Below are 14,506 nucleotides of genomic sequence, written 5' to 3'. Positions count from 1 at the left end.
CAGGCGAGAATGTTGCCGCCGCCTCATGCCCAACGCGACAGAGGGCCTTGCGTTTCGATGGCTGCGGTTGGACTGAAAACGGTCAGTTGACACTCAGGACTTATCGTCACCATCGTTCGCGACCGTGCGATTGCCTTCCCGCTCGTCTTTGAGACCTTTTGCTATATCGGCGTCCAGCCGGCCCCAGATTGAAGGCTTCTGTGCATCGGGTTTGGGTTTGCGGGATGGTTTGCGCTCAATGATGAACGATTTTGTCTGCTGACGCATTGATCCTCCAGGCGGCGATTCGCCATAGCATCGTTATCGCAAGGCGTGCCGGGGGCAAGCGGGCAATGCGCTGCTTCAGGATTGTTTCCCCAGGCGACGCGAGCGTGAGCGGTCTTGCAAGTAGCCCGTAACCGTTGTGCCTGCAGCTTGTCTGCGAGAATGTGACGAAATGGCCCTGCCCTTATCCCTTCCCTTTGATGGTCTCTGGCCGCCCTTTGCGGGCTCGATGAGGCATGTCTGACCGCAGATCGGCTGCGCCTCGATCGTCTGGCCGCAACGGCAGTCGCAAATTTCTTGCCCCGGAGCGAAAGCTTGCCCACTCGGCGAGACGAGCGGGGCAGGCTTCAAGGCCCTCCTCGCCCTCCAACAAATCTGCACCTTGCCGCCCTCCATTGCATTGCGGCCTTAATCAGGTGCGGTCCGATCGTCACCGGTCCTTGTGACAGCCATCGAGGCCGCGATGGGCGTGGCCCGAATACGAAAAGAAGGAATGAGTACAATGGCAACCATCGGCACCTTCACTGCAAACGAGAACGGCTTTACTGGCTCCATCCGCACACTTGCCCTTAACGTCAAGGCGCGCTTCGCTCGGGTCGAGAACCCCTCCGACAAGGGCCCACAGTTTCGCGTCTATGCTGGAAGCGTTGAGCTCGGCGCAGCATGGCAGAAACGCTCTAGCGAGACGGACCGCGACTATCTTTCGGTCAAGCTGGACGATCCAAGCTTCCCTGCTCCGATCTATGCTACGCTGACTGAGGTCGAGGGCGAGGACGGCTACCAGCTCATCTGGTCGCGGGCGGCCAGGGACTGACGAAGATCATGAAGCTCCGCCATTGGCGGAGCCTCTTTCCAGTCAATACGATCGTAAAGTCAGTGCAGCACAACACCTGCATCGCTTCCTTGCTGAGAAGTCAGGCAGGCCGACCATAGTGGTGTCTTGTGGTAGACGCCGTCCTGGATGGAATAGCGGTCTTCCCGCTGTTCAAATAGCAGCCCGAGCCAGCAAAGGCGTCGCAGATAGCCGTATTTCAGGTCCATTTTCAAAGGCCAGGCTTTCAGAAAGATCTCCACATCTGAAAGGGAGGCCAGATCGGGATTGAGAGCTCGCAGGAGTCCGTTTGGTGAACAGCCGTGATCTGCCTCGACTTCGAGCCGTTCCAGAAGTGGCTTCCAAAAAGGCATGCGCTCTCGCACCTCCCTCGCCTCTTCGCCCTCGCCTACGTGAGAATAGAGATACTGCGCAGCGATAGAATTGAACTGCGGTCGAGGATTAGCCAGGAACTCAAGGCCGCGTTTGCTTGGAACCAGACATTTCTTGTCCAGGCGAAGAAATTTCAGGCGTTGCAACAGGTCGCGCACTGGCCACAGAGGCGGCATGTCACTTTGGTCCAAAACCTTGTTTACACTGTAGAGATCTGCTTCGCTAAAGCCTGGCCACTGGAAACTGACTGCGGCCCAATGCACGAATTTGCGGTTCATGGCGCCCGCGGGTGTCAAGCCAATGCCGTCATGGGTCTCAGCATAGGACAACGCGAGCAACATTCCCCTGAAGACTGGGGAGAGTGCTGCCACATCAAGGTTACCATCAAGCCTGATTTCTGGAAGCATTTAAGCCCTGTTCCCGACGTGTTCTGTCAATTTGAAACACTGGGGCAGCAAGAAGATCTCTTGCTGAAAAAGCAACCCCTCAACGTTTCGATCTGCCTTGCAGCCTCTGTCTGAACAAGCGCTTAATTGCAACAAACGAGTCCATCAGTATTTGTCTGGCATAAAGCGTCGCCTCGGCAGCTAGTGCAGAGAATATTTTCGGGCTTTAGGCGATCCCTGTCCATGGACTTTGTTTTCGATCAGGTATCGATCTTTCGGCGTGAAGTCGTCAAAGCCTTCAATAGTCGCTTCATGCCATAGAAGTCGGTGGCCTTCGCATTTTGCACTGATTGTAGCGATCAGATGGCCATAGACTATGACGTCGAAGGATAGCCGGCGTTTGCCTTTGCTAAAAATTTCGACGAGGTTTGAGATCTCAAGCCCCAGCATCGTACCCGCCCACTTGCCTCCCTTACATTCCCCTTGCCATCGCCAGCGCCGCGCTTGAATATTTGCATATGATGTAAAGCAAAGATAGGGGCTGGGCGCTTTGGTCAAGGACGGTTTGCGCCAGCCTTATCTTGGATTTCGGCTGCTGGAGGCTAGGCTTACCCCCGCGCGCTTCAATGCAGGCCCTTACCCCGCGATTGGACTCCGAGCTTTGACAGCATAATGGCCGGAAGTAAGGTGCTCAGCCTATCGATTAAACTCGGCTTAAGGCATGGGGCGGGCGACCGCATCCTCAGGATACGGTAGCGCCTTCGGGCGCGCGCGGTCATGGGGAGCCGCGCCCAATGTATATTTTAAGGGCATTCACGCGGAAAAAGCGACAGTCTTTTGAGCTCTGTAAATGTTCTTTGTTCATGTCCTAAGAATGCTATACTTGCGTACAGACGCCGCCTTCTCAACAGTCTCAGCAGACATGGCCGCTCTGGATCTGGCTAACCTTTGGGTATCGGTGCTTTTGACAGGGCGCGATATCCGCAAACAGTCTGACGGAAAGGCCGCCGATGAGGGAAGACAGGATGAACCTGCGCTTGCTTGAGGAGGGATGCTGAGCTGATTGGCTTTGCAACTGAGAAACGGCTGGCGCTTGAAGCTGGGCAAAAATTGGCGTGGGATGTGGCGATACGAACTGCTTTCAACTGGCAAAGCGCACTGGCAATCGCGACAGGCGCTGATAGACGCGAGCATCTCAGCATGTCTCCAGAAGCTTCTCACCAGCAACTGTTCCCTGAGCCTGGGTCAACCATGCCGTGTTGTCTGGGTCACGCCGACTACGGTGATTGAGAGTGTTTGTCTCAGAGTTGTTTCCGGTTCCGTCAATGACCTCAGCGCCGAGGAGGTTTCTTTCCATGTCAATGTGATGGGCACATCGGACCGTCCAAGTTAAAGGATCAAAACATCGACCGCTCAATTGGGCATTGGAATGCGCGCCACCGTGCCGGTCATTGTCGGCTCATCTCTTCTGCTTTTCCCAGAAACATGCACCGGCTCTGCGGGTTCTTCGATGTGGGTGTCATGGTTTGTCACGCCTGAATTCGCTTGCGTTTCCGGGGCAGGATCCGCATAGCCATAAGCGGCAGATGGCAATGACGTGATGGACCGAGTCTTGTTCATTGACAGTCCGCTCAAGAGATCTGCAAGCCTATCGGGACCAATTGCGGCATGGCAGTAGCGAAGGTGAACCTCCGCCGCCTTATCGCGGCCAAGTTCAATATCGCGGCTAACGCTCTGCCAAGCGTAAACACAGCCGCCCTTCTCGCCAAGCTTACCAGTTGCCGTGCCATAGGCGCCATAGGCGTTCTGTCGGACGCCGGGATCTATGCTCATCGCCACACCTGGGAATTCACGCCGCAGAGCTCGGCCGATTTCTGAGCGGTCCGGTGCGGTCAGGCGCTTCGACCCCGAGGCAACGAAGGTCGATATAGTGAGCGTGTTTTCGCCTGGGATCGTTGTTGTATTGGCCCAAACCAGAACTTCCCTCACTGCACCATCCGTTGATGTCTGGCGCAGACCGATGGGCATGCCCCCGACCCCGGCCAGCGAGGCGGATGCGAGATGAACCGGAAGTTCGCGGTTTTCCGAAGACACGGGGATGCTGCCGGTCATGCCCTCAAGGAAGGGATCCTCGACGGTCGTGCAGCCGTGCAGCGCAAGCAGTGTCAGGATCACAAGGATACGTGTGTTCATCGGTTGATGCCCATGCGTTCGTTGATGGCGGCGATGCCCCTGCTGTTTGCCGGGTCTGCCATGACCTGATTGAGCTGGGCGAAGATCGCACGCGACTGGGCCAGATTGCCGAGGTGGTAATGGCTCCAGGCGCGCATCTGGCTGATCCCCACCGCCTCCGGCATGATCTGCAGGCGGGTGTTCAGCGCTTCGAGCGTGACGCGGTATTGCTTGCGATCGAAGGCGGCGCGCGCCCGCTGCCAAAGAAGCTCGGCGCGCAGTTCCCGGTCGCGGAGTGGCGTCAGGCTGTGCTGCATCAAGAGAGCCTCTGCGTCGTCGGTCAGATTGGCGCGCAAAAGCGTGAGGCCAAGTCCATAGGCGGCATCATCCGCCTTGCCGCCACCGCCTGACAGGCCAGCTGTAAAGGCCTGGCGCGCCTCTGCCAGATGGTTAAGACCCAGAAGACACCAGCCCTTGGCCACCTGTGCATCCGGCCGCAAGGCTGTCCTGGCTTCAAGCCGCCGCAACTCGGCAACACAGCCACCATAGTCCTTCTTCTGAAGCCGCGAGAGATAGCCGGCTTGAACGCCTGCAGGTGCGGAGACCGATTTCCCGGCCCGCTCGCGCGGTTCCGCTGCTGATTTCAGCTCGGCGAAAACCGTTTGATAGGCGTCGCCATGCTGTTCCCGCAGGTTGGCAAGGGTTTTCTTTTCGCCCAGTCTCGTCAAGGTGAGGGCCAGGCCCTTCAGGCTGTCTGCCTCGGCCTTCCATTCGAAGGCCTTCGCAAACCAGGCACGCGCCGGCTCGAACTGGCGCGAGTTATAGGCATACCAGCCGATGAGGCGGGCGTGATCGGACGATTCCGTCTTCTGGATCGCTTCCGAATAGCGGGTCACGACACGTTCATCGATGTCAGTCTTGCCCTCGCCCTTGAAAGGGAAGGATAGCTGATCGAGGAGGAAGGCGTCCTGCCCGGCAAGCATGTCGAGGTGCTCCGTGACAAACGCATAGGCCTCCTTGTCCTTCGATTGGTGGGAAAAACTGAGCGCCATGCCGCGGACGGCTTCCGGCGTCGCCTTGTTCTGCAGCATGCGCTGGAAGAAGTTTGCTGCCTGGTCCGGCTGCTCGATTTTCAGCATGTACCAGCCCATGAGGGCGAGGTCTTCGGGCGCTTGACCGCTCTCGGCAACCGTCCTGACGGCGGCAATCGCCTCGGGGCCTGGTTGAGGTGCGCCCGCAACGCCGGACGCGAAATCTCCCATTTCGCGGCGCATGAGATCAAGGTTGAGCGATCGCATCGAGAGAGCGAGTTCGGGATCCGCAGAGAGCACACGGATCGCCTCGCGCAGATCGGCTGCCGGAATGTCCTCCATCGCCTTTTGCAGGGTGGTCAGCACCAGTTCATCGGAAAACGCCTTCTCCGGCGTCCGGAAAAGGATGCTGCGATAGACCGCCGTCAGTGCCTCCTGCATCTCATTTGCCCGGTAAGCGTCAAGCATCATCCAGAGCAGGTCGATCTCGGTTTCCTGCGCAGGGTCGAGCTTTGCACCAAGACGAATGACGGCCACAAAGTCCTTCGCTTCCTTGGCCTGCGTCATGGCAAATCTCAGCTTGCGCCGCTCGAGCTTGCTGAGGAAATCCTCTGACGGTTCCCAGCCCACATGGCTTGCGGCGATCCGGCTGATTTCCTGCTCGATACTGGCATAGTCATCGCGCTCGTAAAGTTGCCAGAGCGTCGTCTCATCGACATGGTCGCCGGCATCGGGGGCATAGAGGTCGGCCGGGGGCATGAAGCCGGGATATTTCAGCTCCAGGCGGCGGGTCTCGGCTTCGACGCGCTCTGCCTCGCCATTGCGGGCATAGTAATAGAGTGCGGCAAGATCGACCGTGTCGGGCACCGGCACTTTGCGCGTGTCAGCTTCAACGGCTTTCGCGCTGTCCGATGGATGCGCCATGATGGCGGCCGCTTCAGGTGCTAGAAGCGAGGTCGCGCCGGCGGGCAGTGCAACGAACAGCGTGGCGAGGATGGTGCCGGCCGAGAGTCTTGTCTTGATTGTCTTCTTCATTCGACTGTCCTCACGCCCTTGCGCGGCACGACATAACCAACCCACCAGCCGAAGCCGCCCATCAGTGCGAGAACAAGACCGATATAGATGATGAAGTTGTCGGAGAGCCATGCAGCCGCAAGGCGTCTGAGATTGGCCGGGCTCGTGTCGGTGATCGGAAAGAAGCTGTAGCTTTCGGGATAGCGGTTCACGAGTTCGAGGTCCGAACGGCGGATCACGGCTTCGCCTCCTTCGAGGGCCGTCCAGGTTGCCGGCTTGGTCAGGGCTGCGACGCCCTGCTGAAGCATGGTTTCATCCGCCGCATTGACATAGGTCCAGACGGCAGCGCCTTCAGCGGATGCCACCTGCCTTACACTGATCAGGCGATCGCGCGGATCGATCTTGACGTCTTCGCGTCCGATATCCTTGTAGGCCAGCCAGCGGTTGACGGTTGTCGAGGCCGTTGCCACCCAGTCAGAGGCTCGGCTCTTCAGTGACAGCTGATCGCGCTCAAGCCGCGTTTCGACCTGGAAAGCATCGAGCAGCGCCTGGGAGTCCGACAATTGACCGCCCGCCTTTACCGAAGCTGTGATCAGATCATCGGTCGAAGACGGCTGCAGTCGATCTCCCTTTTGACCGGCAAGAGCGGCAAGCTCCAGCGGCTCGCCACCGGCGCCGACAATCAGGGCATTCGTCGTCTTGCGCGGGTCTGGACGGCCGATCTTGAGCTCGGCTGGCAGGGGATGCCCCGCCGACATGGCGAGCCGGGTGAGAAGGGTTAGCGCCGAGCCCAGCCGTGCGGGTGTCGCCGTATCGACATAGAGATCGAAGGCAGTCGGGCCCTTGAAGGGGAAGGACGTTCCAGCAAAGGCCGCAAGGTCGGGAAGACGACCGGCGCGCGCCAGTGGCGGTATCGTCACCGTGGTCTCTTCGAGCAGCAGGAAGCGAGATCGCGCTTCGTCGCGGGCGGCCGGATCACAGACGAGATCGGAGGCGAGCGGCACTTCGGCCAGAACACGAACATGGTTCACGCCGGGATGGAAGGCGCGGAGCGGAAGTTCCAGCGGCTTGTTCTCAAGCGTCGTGCCCTCGGGATCGTAGAGCACGAGGCTTGCCACGGCGCGTTCATTGACTCGGACCAGCAACTGCGTTCCGGGTGCCAGGCCGGGCGCAGTGGCCGCATTCAGATTAAGATCAACCGTGGCATAGTCGCCAGGATAGAAATCGGCGGGCATGACGACATCGAAGCTCGTCTGGAAGAGACGGCCGGCGAAAGGTGTCGTCTGATAGCCGATGCTCGTCAGCGGGTGTGAGCCCGGGCTCTCGCCATCGATCCGCGCCTTCGTTATGGCGAACTTGTTTGCGCGGATCAACGGAAGCAGGGGGCCGTTGACGGCGGCAACCAGGAGCGACTGAAGCTCACTCTTGTTCGAACCACGCATGGTGACGATCTGGCGGCCGTGTTCGCCCTGCCGAACGAAAAGGCCACGCGGTGCGGCGGCAAGGGCGTCGCGGGCGGGTTGCGGTAAGTTCGCGTCTGCGGGGTCACCGAGATAGAGGTCGATGCCCGGTCCGCTGCCTCCGACGTCGCCGACGGTGATATCCAAGTCCTCACGACCGAGCACAAGTGCCAGGGTCTGCACGAGGGGCAGGCTGTCTCTCAATGTCGTCTGGGGAGCATCGTTTCCGGCAATCACGCGGATTTCCGTGGCGCCATCGCCATTTCGCCCGACGGACAGAAGGCCTGCGAGGTCGCCGTCCTTCGGGCGTGCGTTGGTCAGGAAGCCGCTGACAAGCGGATCGACCTGCGTCCACAATTCATAGGTCGCTTGAACGCTGCAGTCGATGCGGTGGTGCTGTTTTGCACGCAGCCGGACCTGATTCCAGCCGACCGTCAGATCCTTGGCGGCGACCGGAATGTCATGGGTCGCCGGACCATTGGGCGAGCGGATGGGTAAGGCCGCGAGAGGCTTGCCGTTCAACTCGATGTCGAGCACGGCGTCATCAGGCATGACCGAGACCGCATTGGTATAGCTCAGTCTCAACAGGCCTGATGTCGCGACCTGCTCCGCTGAGAGATAGAAGCTGAGTTCTCTTGCTGCGTCTTCGCCTTCCAGGCGCATGGCGGCTGCCGTCTGGCGGAAGGCGACCATCTGGCGGGGGAAGTCCGACACGGCCTGACCCGCGCTCTGGACACTTGCCGCACCAAGGTCTGCGGGCACGAAATCACCCGCATGAGAGGCGTTTGCCGACAGACAAATGAGGATCGCTGCTGCTGAGAGCCGGCGCCGAACTTCAAGGTTATGCATAGGCCGGCCCTTTTACGGCTGCCGGATAGGTTGCGCCCGGCTCCGAAACGCTGCTCGATGTGTTGATGATCAGCGGCGCGTCGGGATGCGAGATTTCCGTCGTTTCGCGAACCAGACGCAAGGCGTAGGTGAAGCCGCGCAGCGTTTCGATGATCGTCCAGAGGGCAAATCGAAAGGTGCCGGTGAAGAAGCCCTTGTGTTTCTGAACACGGTTCCAGCGCTCCTGAAGCGGCTGCTGTTCGCAATACATCATCTCGGCAATCGCGATGAAGGTTTCGGGTGTGCGCTCGGCAAAGGCAAAGCCGAAGCTCGTCTCGTCCTGCCGGCGCAGCATGCTGCGGCAAACAAGGGGTACGCGCATTCCGCGGCCGTGGCGGCGGATCTCGATTGTGGCCTCTTCACCCGTCTCCAGCCCGCTCACCGGATGTCCGTCGATGAACTGCAGAGCAAGACCACCGCTCGAGACATCCGCGATGATGACCGCGTGGCTTGTGCCGCCGGAATGCAGGATCGCATGACGCCGAACGCTGAGGCGCTGGTTGCGCCGACGTTCGCGCCGTTCCGAGACGGAGCCGAGGGCAGCACCCGCAATGCCCATGTTGATGATGTTCCAGCCGGCGACGATCAGGAGCAGTTCGGAGGGCATTGCTTCCGTCGTGTAACGCCAGATCGCATAGCAGGTGGCGGCAAAGAGCAGGAAGAATATCACGAAGTATGGGCGCGCCAGCGGCGACAGCTTGCTCTCATCCAGTGTCTGTCCCTTCGACGTGACGTTGAAGGTCGGCTTGCGCGGGTTCTTCACGACGCTCAGGATCGCGCCGAAAAGCATCACCGACTGCACATATTCATAGAGCTCGGAGACCCAGGGCCAGCGGACGCGACCGAAGAGGTAGCTCTGCATGGCGAAGGATGAGATGAGATAGGTCACCGAGTAGCAGATGAATTCGGTGATGTTGGCCTCGAAGATCTGCAGCGAAAAGAAGATGTAGAGCAACGGCGAGAACATGAAGGTCAACCGCGTCAGGGGAAAGAGCCAGAAGAGGTTCGTGCCGGCGTAGCAGATGCGCTGCGCCGCCGAGAGACCGCGCTGAAGGAAGGGGCGGTTCAGCGTCAGGATCTGCAGCATGCCCTGGGCCCAGCGAACGCGCTGACCAATGAAGGAGACGAGCGTTTCGGGCTGCAGGCCGGCGATCAGCGGCTTGTCGACGTAAAGGCTGTGCCAGCCGCGGCAGTGGAGCGCGAGCGCGCTTTCGCAGTCTTCGGTGATCGACTGGCCGGAAAAGCCGCCGGTTTCCTTTAATGCCTTGCGTCGCAGAACGGCAGCGGAACCGCAGAAGAACGAGGCATTCCACTTGTCGAGGCCGCGCTGCACGACCGAATAGAACATCTCGTTCTCCGACGGCATCTTGCCGAAGGTCTGGAGGTTCTTCTCCACCGGGTCCGGATTGAGGAAGTAGTGGGGGGTCTGGACGAGGAAGAGCTTCTCGTCGTTTCTGAAGTGGCCCACCGTCTCGTTGAGAAATTCGCGGACAGGCGCGTGGTCGGCATCGAAGACGACGACAAGCTCGCTGGTCGAGATCGCGAGACCTGCGTTCAGATTGCCGGCCTTGGCATGGCTGTTTTCAGCGCGGGCGTGATAGCGGACCCCAAGCGCTGCCGACAGTGCCTGCAATTCCTCACGACGTCGACGGGCAGCAAGGGCTGCACGAGGATCTGATTGGCGACATTTGGCATCGGTGCCGCCATCATCGAGGAGATAAACCGTCAGCTTGTCGGCTGGGTAGTCCATCGATTTGGCAGCGGCCAGCGTCAGTGCGAGCAGGTCGGCCGACTCGTTGTAGGACGGAACGAAAACGTCGACAGTCGGCTTGTCTTCATCAGCCAGTTGCGCCGCCGGCTTGCGCTGTAGCGGATCGGCGACGATGAAGAAATTGATTGCCAGCATGACCAGGCAATACATTTCCGCTGCATAGAGAATGATGCCCGGGATGAAGTTCCAGGGCTCGTTGATGTCGGGAAGCGTCTCCGTCGTGCGCCAGAACGCATAGCGCAGGGCGAGCACGGCCGAGAACACGAAAGTCATCACGCGGAATGTCTTGTTCTGCGGACGCATCATGAACAGGAGCATCAGGGCCAGGATGGCCAGGCTGAGCACCAGTTGCGCCTGGAGGCTGATCGGCAGCCACAGCAGAAACACACCAAAAAGGCCCGCAATGATTGCAGGCAACGCAGCGCACATCATGTGCAGAACCCCCATGTTTCACCCAGCCGCAGCGTCATCTGCGGTGATCCCCAAAAAAGGAATGGCCGGAAATTAGGGGTGATTTCTTAGCAAATTGCTAAGACTTCGAGGGCCGAAACCCGCTTGGATGGAGGCCATCCAGAATTGGTGTTCCTCGTTAAGGCATTGAGAAGTATGGCGTTTTCTGTGGTTCAATTTCGGAAATTCGGCATAAACGAATATTCAAACTCCTAAACCTGTTCTAATCGATATGGTTTACACTTCCTGAAAATAAGGAGTTTCTGGGACAGCCCACAACATTCCTGGGTCAAGTTGAAACAGAAAGTCTCCGCTTCCCCGGCAAAACAGCTGATCCCTGGTAAACTCTCTTACCCGTTAAGCCCAAGGTTGCCCGCTCAACGGGCCTTTAGGAAAAGGGCGGACAAAAGCAAGGGCACCAAGCCCTTCGATATCTTGGTCGTCCATCGGGGGCTCAACAGACCTGACCTTATAGACCCGACTGATATCGACAATGATCTGATCTTTACGAGCGCAGCATTTCCATTTCCATTTCCATTGCCGGCCCCGGATCTGACGTCATTAGGACAGGGCGTGGATGACATAAATACAATGCACGGCTCAAAAGACGGCCTTGAGCCCCCTCGCCTGCTTGGTGCGTGAGGTTGAGGCTTTGTCGAAAGCTTGTGGTTGATCCTCAGATTTCATTGATGTGTCGGTCGCGTCTCGCCCACGCCGCGGGATTGGCCGATATCCCCTCGCCTTTTTTTGTCTGAGAAGTTCCAGAAACAGGCCGACTGCCTCGTCCTCCCGTTCGAAGGAGTGGATCCTCCTTTGTCCGCCCTTGCCAATCCTGCCCCAGGCTCTGGTCAGGCAGATATCGCCAAACAGGTTTGTCGATATCTCCATGGCATAGTAGCGCGCCATGTTCCTCGAGGCGTCCGTCCGTTCGATATATAGTTGGTAGGGCTGCGTGATCATGGCGGCAGCATCGGGAAATTTGAGAGATGCGTCCAACGAGAGTTATGAATCGGTTGGTGGCGACCGATTCATGTTCTTGATCTATCGCCTGTGGTCATCAGGGGTCTTAAATGAGGACAGGAGGCGGGCTTTCTGGATGAAACAAAGGGCCCCTCTCCGACGGTTTGAAGGTGCGGTCGTTCAGGTGAGATCACCGCATCTTGCATTCGCGGGACAGCGTATGGCCGACAAGGGCGCGAAAGCAGTAGCAGGCCATTTGTCCGGACGGTATCAAGACACGAAGACAGCGCATCACTGGTGATCCGGATTTCACCGGATATTTTGGTGTTCGCGCGCTTGGCCAAAGCGGCTCTGATCGAGACAAGCACCCATTTCAAAGCGGCGAAACCACAAAGCCCGGCCGCAGCGCAAAGGCGGATTGCCGCTGGTAAAGACGATCTGCTCGTCAGCGCGCATCTGAAGAACTTCATGCGGCAGGATCAATGGTCGGCTTGCCAATTGCGTCGAACGGGTTCTCGATGTGCCTTTCGCCTGAAAACTGCGGCTGATTTTGTCGATCTCGACGGTCGTCATGCCGCAACGCCTGGAGATGTATTCGGCCGTCTCCGGGTCATTGATGGCCGAAAAACTGATCCAGCTTGCACTTTCAAACCATTTGCTGGCAGCATCGCGGCCACCGAAGCTCTCGCGCATCTGCCCGATGGATTGGTAGAGCAGAATGAGGCTGATGCCATATTTGCGGCCGGCATCACGCGCGGTTTCAAGGATACGCATGAAGCCGAGGCGCGCGACCTCATCGAGGAGAAACAGAGCGCGTCCCGGCATTGCCCCGTCTTGACTATAAATTGCATTCAAGAACGTGCCGATCATGACCCTGGCCAGCCCCGCATGCATTTCCAGGGTCTTGAGGTCAAGGGCGATGAAGATATCGGTCTTTCCCTTGGCGAGGGCATCGGTGGTAAATGTCGATCCGGAAACGAGTGCGGCATAGTTGGGATAGCTCAGCCAATGGGTCTCCTTGATCGCATTGGCATAGACGCCGGAAAAGGTCTCAGGCGTCATGTTGACGAAGGCGGCGACATTCTCCTTGACGAAGTCAGACTGCGAGGTTTCGTGAATCCGCTCGAGTCTTGCTTTCAGTTTCGGCTCGGGCTCCGACAGGTTTGCCCTGACGGTGCGTAAGTTCTGGTTTCTTTTCTCCGTATGCCCAGACAGGCAGACATCTGCGATCACGGCCGTCAGAAGCTGTAATGCAGAGGCACGGAAGAAGTCGTCGCGGTGGCCGCTTGCACGGCTGCTGTCGCTCATGATCCAAGAGGCGACGGCTGCAATATCTTCCTCCTTGCTGGCACCATGACGGCCGATCCAGTCGAGTGCATTGAAACCGATAGTCGGATCCTTGGGATTGAGAACAAAGACATCACGATCGTATCTCTTGCGGTGCTCTTCGACCATGGGAGCGACCTCGTTGGAGGGGTCGAGAACGACGAGCGTACCCTTCCATTTGATCGCCGTCGGTATCGTCACCGACGTCGTCTTGAAACCGCCAGACCCGGCAAAGGCGATCCCATGCGTTGAGCCAAAGGAGGCATCGAAACACAAGAGCTTGGACTTGCCCCCTGCCCCCCAGGTCGCCTCATTGTCAGTGCGAAACGCAAGGCTTGCTGTGCTGTCATGGTCGACCCGGTAGCACTCACCGATCACGATGCCACCGCTCTCACCGAAGAGCTTGGAAGCCTTGGCCAGGCTCATCCAGTCGGCATCTCCATGAAGGGCCCGTCTGCCGCGGATGCGTTTTGGCTCACGTCGCGGAAATGCAGCGTTTCCCCTGATTGCAACACGCATCGCAAAGGCTGCACATAAAGCCAGGAGAACGGGACCGATCGAAGTTGCCACATCAAGCTGGGAGACGCCAGAGGCGTCGAAGGCTTCGGCTCCACTCGATGAGAAATGACGAAAGCTCTTCGCCAACACGTCGAAGAGCAGCACCAGGATCGCACCTGCTGCGACACCCCAGCCTGTTGCCTTGATGCTGAGTGTCCCTCTTGCTGCAAAAAGAATGACAAGGCCGGATGCAGCCGCTGCCGCATAGGGCAGGATTGCGCTTGAGTGTTCCAGGATGATGCGTGTTCTGTCGCTTCCACCCAATGATAGATGCCATGGAGAGATGGCCAAAGGCAGGATAAGCGCGCAAAGACCGATCATTGCCGCGGCGGCTGTAGCGATGAAAATTCTAGTCGGGGTCATGACCAAAGGCCTTGACCCCGATCGCCAGCAGCCGGGCTTTCTCGTCGACACTGGCTTCCATCCTGGTTGCCCCGTCGATCAACAGACCAAGCAGCAATGCGCGTTTTTCATAGCGTAAGCCTGCTTTAACGATCAGGCCGCCGAGTTCGATCTTGTCGCGGGTATCGCGCTTTCTCGCTTCAACTGTCTTTAGCCTTTGCATCCGCTCAATCCTCGATATCTGGGCTTTGAGCCGGGAAAGCACCGAGTAACGCGGGGGCCCTTGCCTCGCGATCCCCTCCTCTAGCCTTGTTCTGGGCCCCTGCCCCTTGCTGGGGCGATCCCAATCGCTGGGGCTCTTGGCTTGTGCTCCGAAAGCTTTCTGCCAGTTCTTCGAAGGCTGTCTGCAGTTCGCCATCGTCGAAGACGATCTCGCCGAGCCCTGCCTTCAAGGCGATGCGTCCGATCCGCTCGGCGTCTCGTGTTTCTGCCTGTCTCAACTGCTCCTGCAAACGTGCCAGGTCTTCCTTGATTTTGGCCGTCGTCTTTTTCATCGGATGTCTTCTCCTCGTGGTGTCGATGATCACGCAAAGACAGGTTCACGGAATTTCTCGCACTGGGCGAGGTACAAATTTGTATCTCGCCCAAAACCGGCATCTGGCCAATGATCCCACCGCTCG

Annotated in this window: 11 protein-coding genes; 1 reads left to right on the top strand and 10 read right to left on the bottom strand. The window is 58.5% G+C overall.

The window, feature by feature from the left end; translation table 11 throughout:
* Positions 1 to 93 precede the first annotated feature (93 nt).
* Positions 94 to 267, bottom strand: a complete 174-nt coding sequence (locus D4A92_RS22880; protein ID WP_203020150.1) for a hypothetical protein — start codon at positions 265 to 267, stop codon at positions 94 to 96.
* Between the two features lie 499 nt (positions 268 to 766).
* Between D4A92_RS22880 and D4A92_RS22875 the strand changes: the two genes are divergently transcribed.
* A complete protein-coding gene (locus D4A92_RS22875) occupies positions 767 to 1,078 on the top strand; it encodes a DUF736 domain-containing protein (RefSeq protein ID WP_203020148.1) in 312 nt (103 codons plus the stop codon).
* Between the two features lie 59 nt (positions 1,079 to 1,137).
* Here the strand turns inward: D4A92_RS22875 and D4A92_RS22870 are convergent, their stop codons facing one another.
* From D4A92_RS22870 to D4A92_RS22830, 9 genes are all read right to left on the bottom strand, one after another.
* Entirely contained in the window at positions 1,138 to 1,875 is a 738-nt protein-coding gene (locus tag D4A92_RS22870) for a hypothetical protein (protein ID WP_203020146.1), read from the bottom strand.
* A gap of 1,392 nt (positions 1,876 to 3,267) precedes the next feature.
* Entirely contained in the window at positions 3,268 to 4,047 is a 780-nt protein-coding gene (gene bcsN / locus D4A92_RS22865; RefSeq protein WP_203020144.1) for a cellulose biosynthesis protein BcsN, read from the bottom strand.
* Positions 4,044 to 6,092 (bottom strand): tetratricopeptide repeat protein, encoded by a 2,049-nt coding sequence (locus D4A92_RS22860; RefSeq protein WP_203020142.1) that lies wholly within the window; start codon positions 6,090 to 6,092, stop codon positions 4,044 to 4,046. Before D4A92_RS22860 ends, bcsN begins: the two co-directional genes overlap by 4 nt.
* Positions 6,089 to 8,293, bottom strand: coding sequence for a cellulose biosynthesis cyclic di-GMP-binding regulatory protein BcsB (locus D4A92_RS22855; protein ID WP_203020140.1), 2,205 nt, complete (start codon positions 8,291 to 8,293; stop codon positions 6,089 to 6,091). Before D4A92_RS22855 ends, D4A92_RS22860 begins: the two co-directional genes overlap by 4 nt.
* Before the next feature lie 79 nt (positions 8,294 to 8,372).
* On the bottom strand, positions 8,373 to 10,622 hold the full coding sequence (gene bcsA, locus D4A92_RS22850) for a UDP-forming cellulose synthase catalytic subunit (protein ID WP_203020137.1): 2,250 nt from the start codon (positions 10,620 to 10,622) through the stop codon (positions 8,373 to 8,375).
* 618 nt (positions 10,623 to 11,240) lie between these two features.
* Entirely contained in the window at positions 11,241 to 11,600 is a 360-nt protein-coding gene (locus tag D4A92_RS22845; RefSeq protein ID WP_203020135.1) for a WGR domain-containing protein, read from the bottom strand.
* Positions 11,601 to 11,909: 309 nt separating this feature from the next.
* Positions 11,910 to 13,847 (bottom strand): Ti-type conjugative transfer system protein TraG, encoded by a 1,938-nt coding sequence (traG, locus tag D4A92_RS22840; RefSeq protein ID WP_203020133.1) that lies wholly within the window; start codon positions 13,845 to 13,847, stop codon positions 11,910 to 11,912.
* On the bottom strand, positions 13,834 to 14,049 hold the full coding sequence (gene traD, locus D4A92_RS22835; protein WP_203020131.1) for a conjugal transfer protein TraD: 216 nt from the start codon (positions 14,047 to 14,049) through the stop codon (positions 13,834 to 13,836). Before traD ends, traG begins: the two co-directional genes overlap by 14 nt.
* A 4-nt stretch (positions 14,050 to 14,053) precedes the next feature.
* Positions 14,054 to 14,380, bottom strand: coding sequence for a TraC family protein (locus D4A92_RS22830; protein ID WP_203020914.1), 327 nt, complete (start codon positions 14,378 to 14,380; stop codon positions 14,054 to 14,056).
* Positions 14,381 to 14,506: the final 126 nt, after the last annotated feature.

Origin of the sequence: Rhizobium rosettiformans (assembly GCF_016806065.1) — a bacterium.
Classification (GTDB): domain Bacteria; phylum Pseudomonadota; class Alphaproteobacteria; order Rhizobiales; family Rhizobiaceae; genus Allorhizobium.
Note: the sequence above shows the minus strand (reverse complement) of the source record. Positions and strands in the feature narration are given on the sequence as shown.

Excerpts from the sequence above, each read along its gene's own strand:
- D4A92_RS22830 (WP_203020914.1), bottom strand. The coding sequence starts at position 14,380 with ATGAAAAAGACGACGGCCAAAATCAAGGAAGACCTGGCACGTTTGCAG.
- traG (WP_203020133.1), bottom strand. The coding sequence starts at position 13,847 with ATGACCCCGACTAGAATTTTCATCGCTACAGCCGCCGCGGCAATGATC.
- D4A92_RS22870 (WP_203020146.1), bottom strand. The coding sequence starts at position 1,875 with ATGCTTCCAGAAATCAGGCTTGATGGTAACCTTGATGTGGCAGCACTC.
- D4A92_RS22880 (WP_203020150.1), bottom strand. The coding sequence starts at position 267 with ATGCGTCAGCAGACAAAATCGTTCATCATTGAGCGCAAACCATCCCGC.
- D4A92_RS22845 (WP_203020135.1), bottom strand. The coding sequence starts at position 11,600 with ATGATCACGCAGCCCTACCAACTATATATCGAACGGACGGACGCCTCG.
- D4A92_RS22875 (WP_203020148.1), top strand. The coding sequence starts at position 767 with ATGGCAACCATCGGCACCTTCACTGCAAACGAGAACGGCTTTACTGGC.
- D4A92_RS22860 (WP_203020142.1), bottom strand. The coding sequence starts at position 6,092 with ATGAAGAAGACAATCAAGACAAGACTCTCGGCCGGCACCATCCTCGCC.
- traD (WP_203020131.1), bottom strand. The coding sequence starts at position 14,049 with ATGCAAAGGCTAAAGACAGTTGAAGCGAGAAAGCGCGATACCCGCGAC.
- bcsN (WP_203020144.1), bottom strand. The coding sequence starts at position 4,047 with ATGAACACACGTATCCTTGTGATCCTGACACTGCTTGCGCTGCACGGC.
- bcsA (WP_203020137.1), bottom strand. The coding sequence starts at position 10,622 with ATGATGTGCGCTGCGTTGCCTGCAATCATTGCGGGCCTTTTTGGTGTG.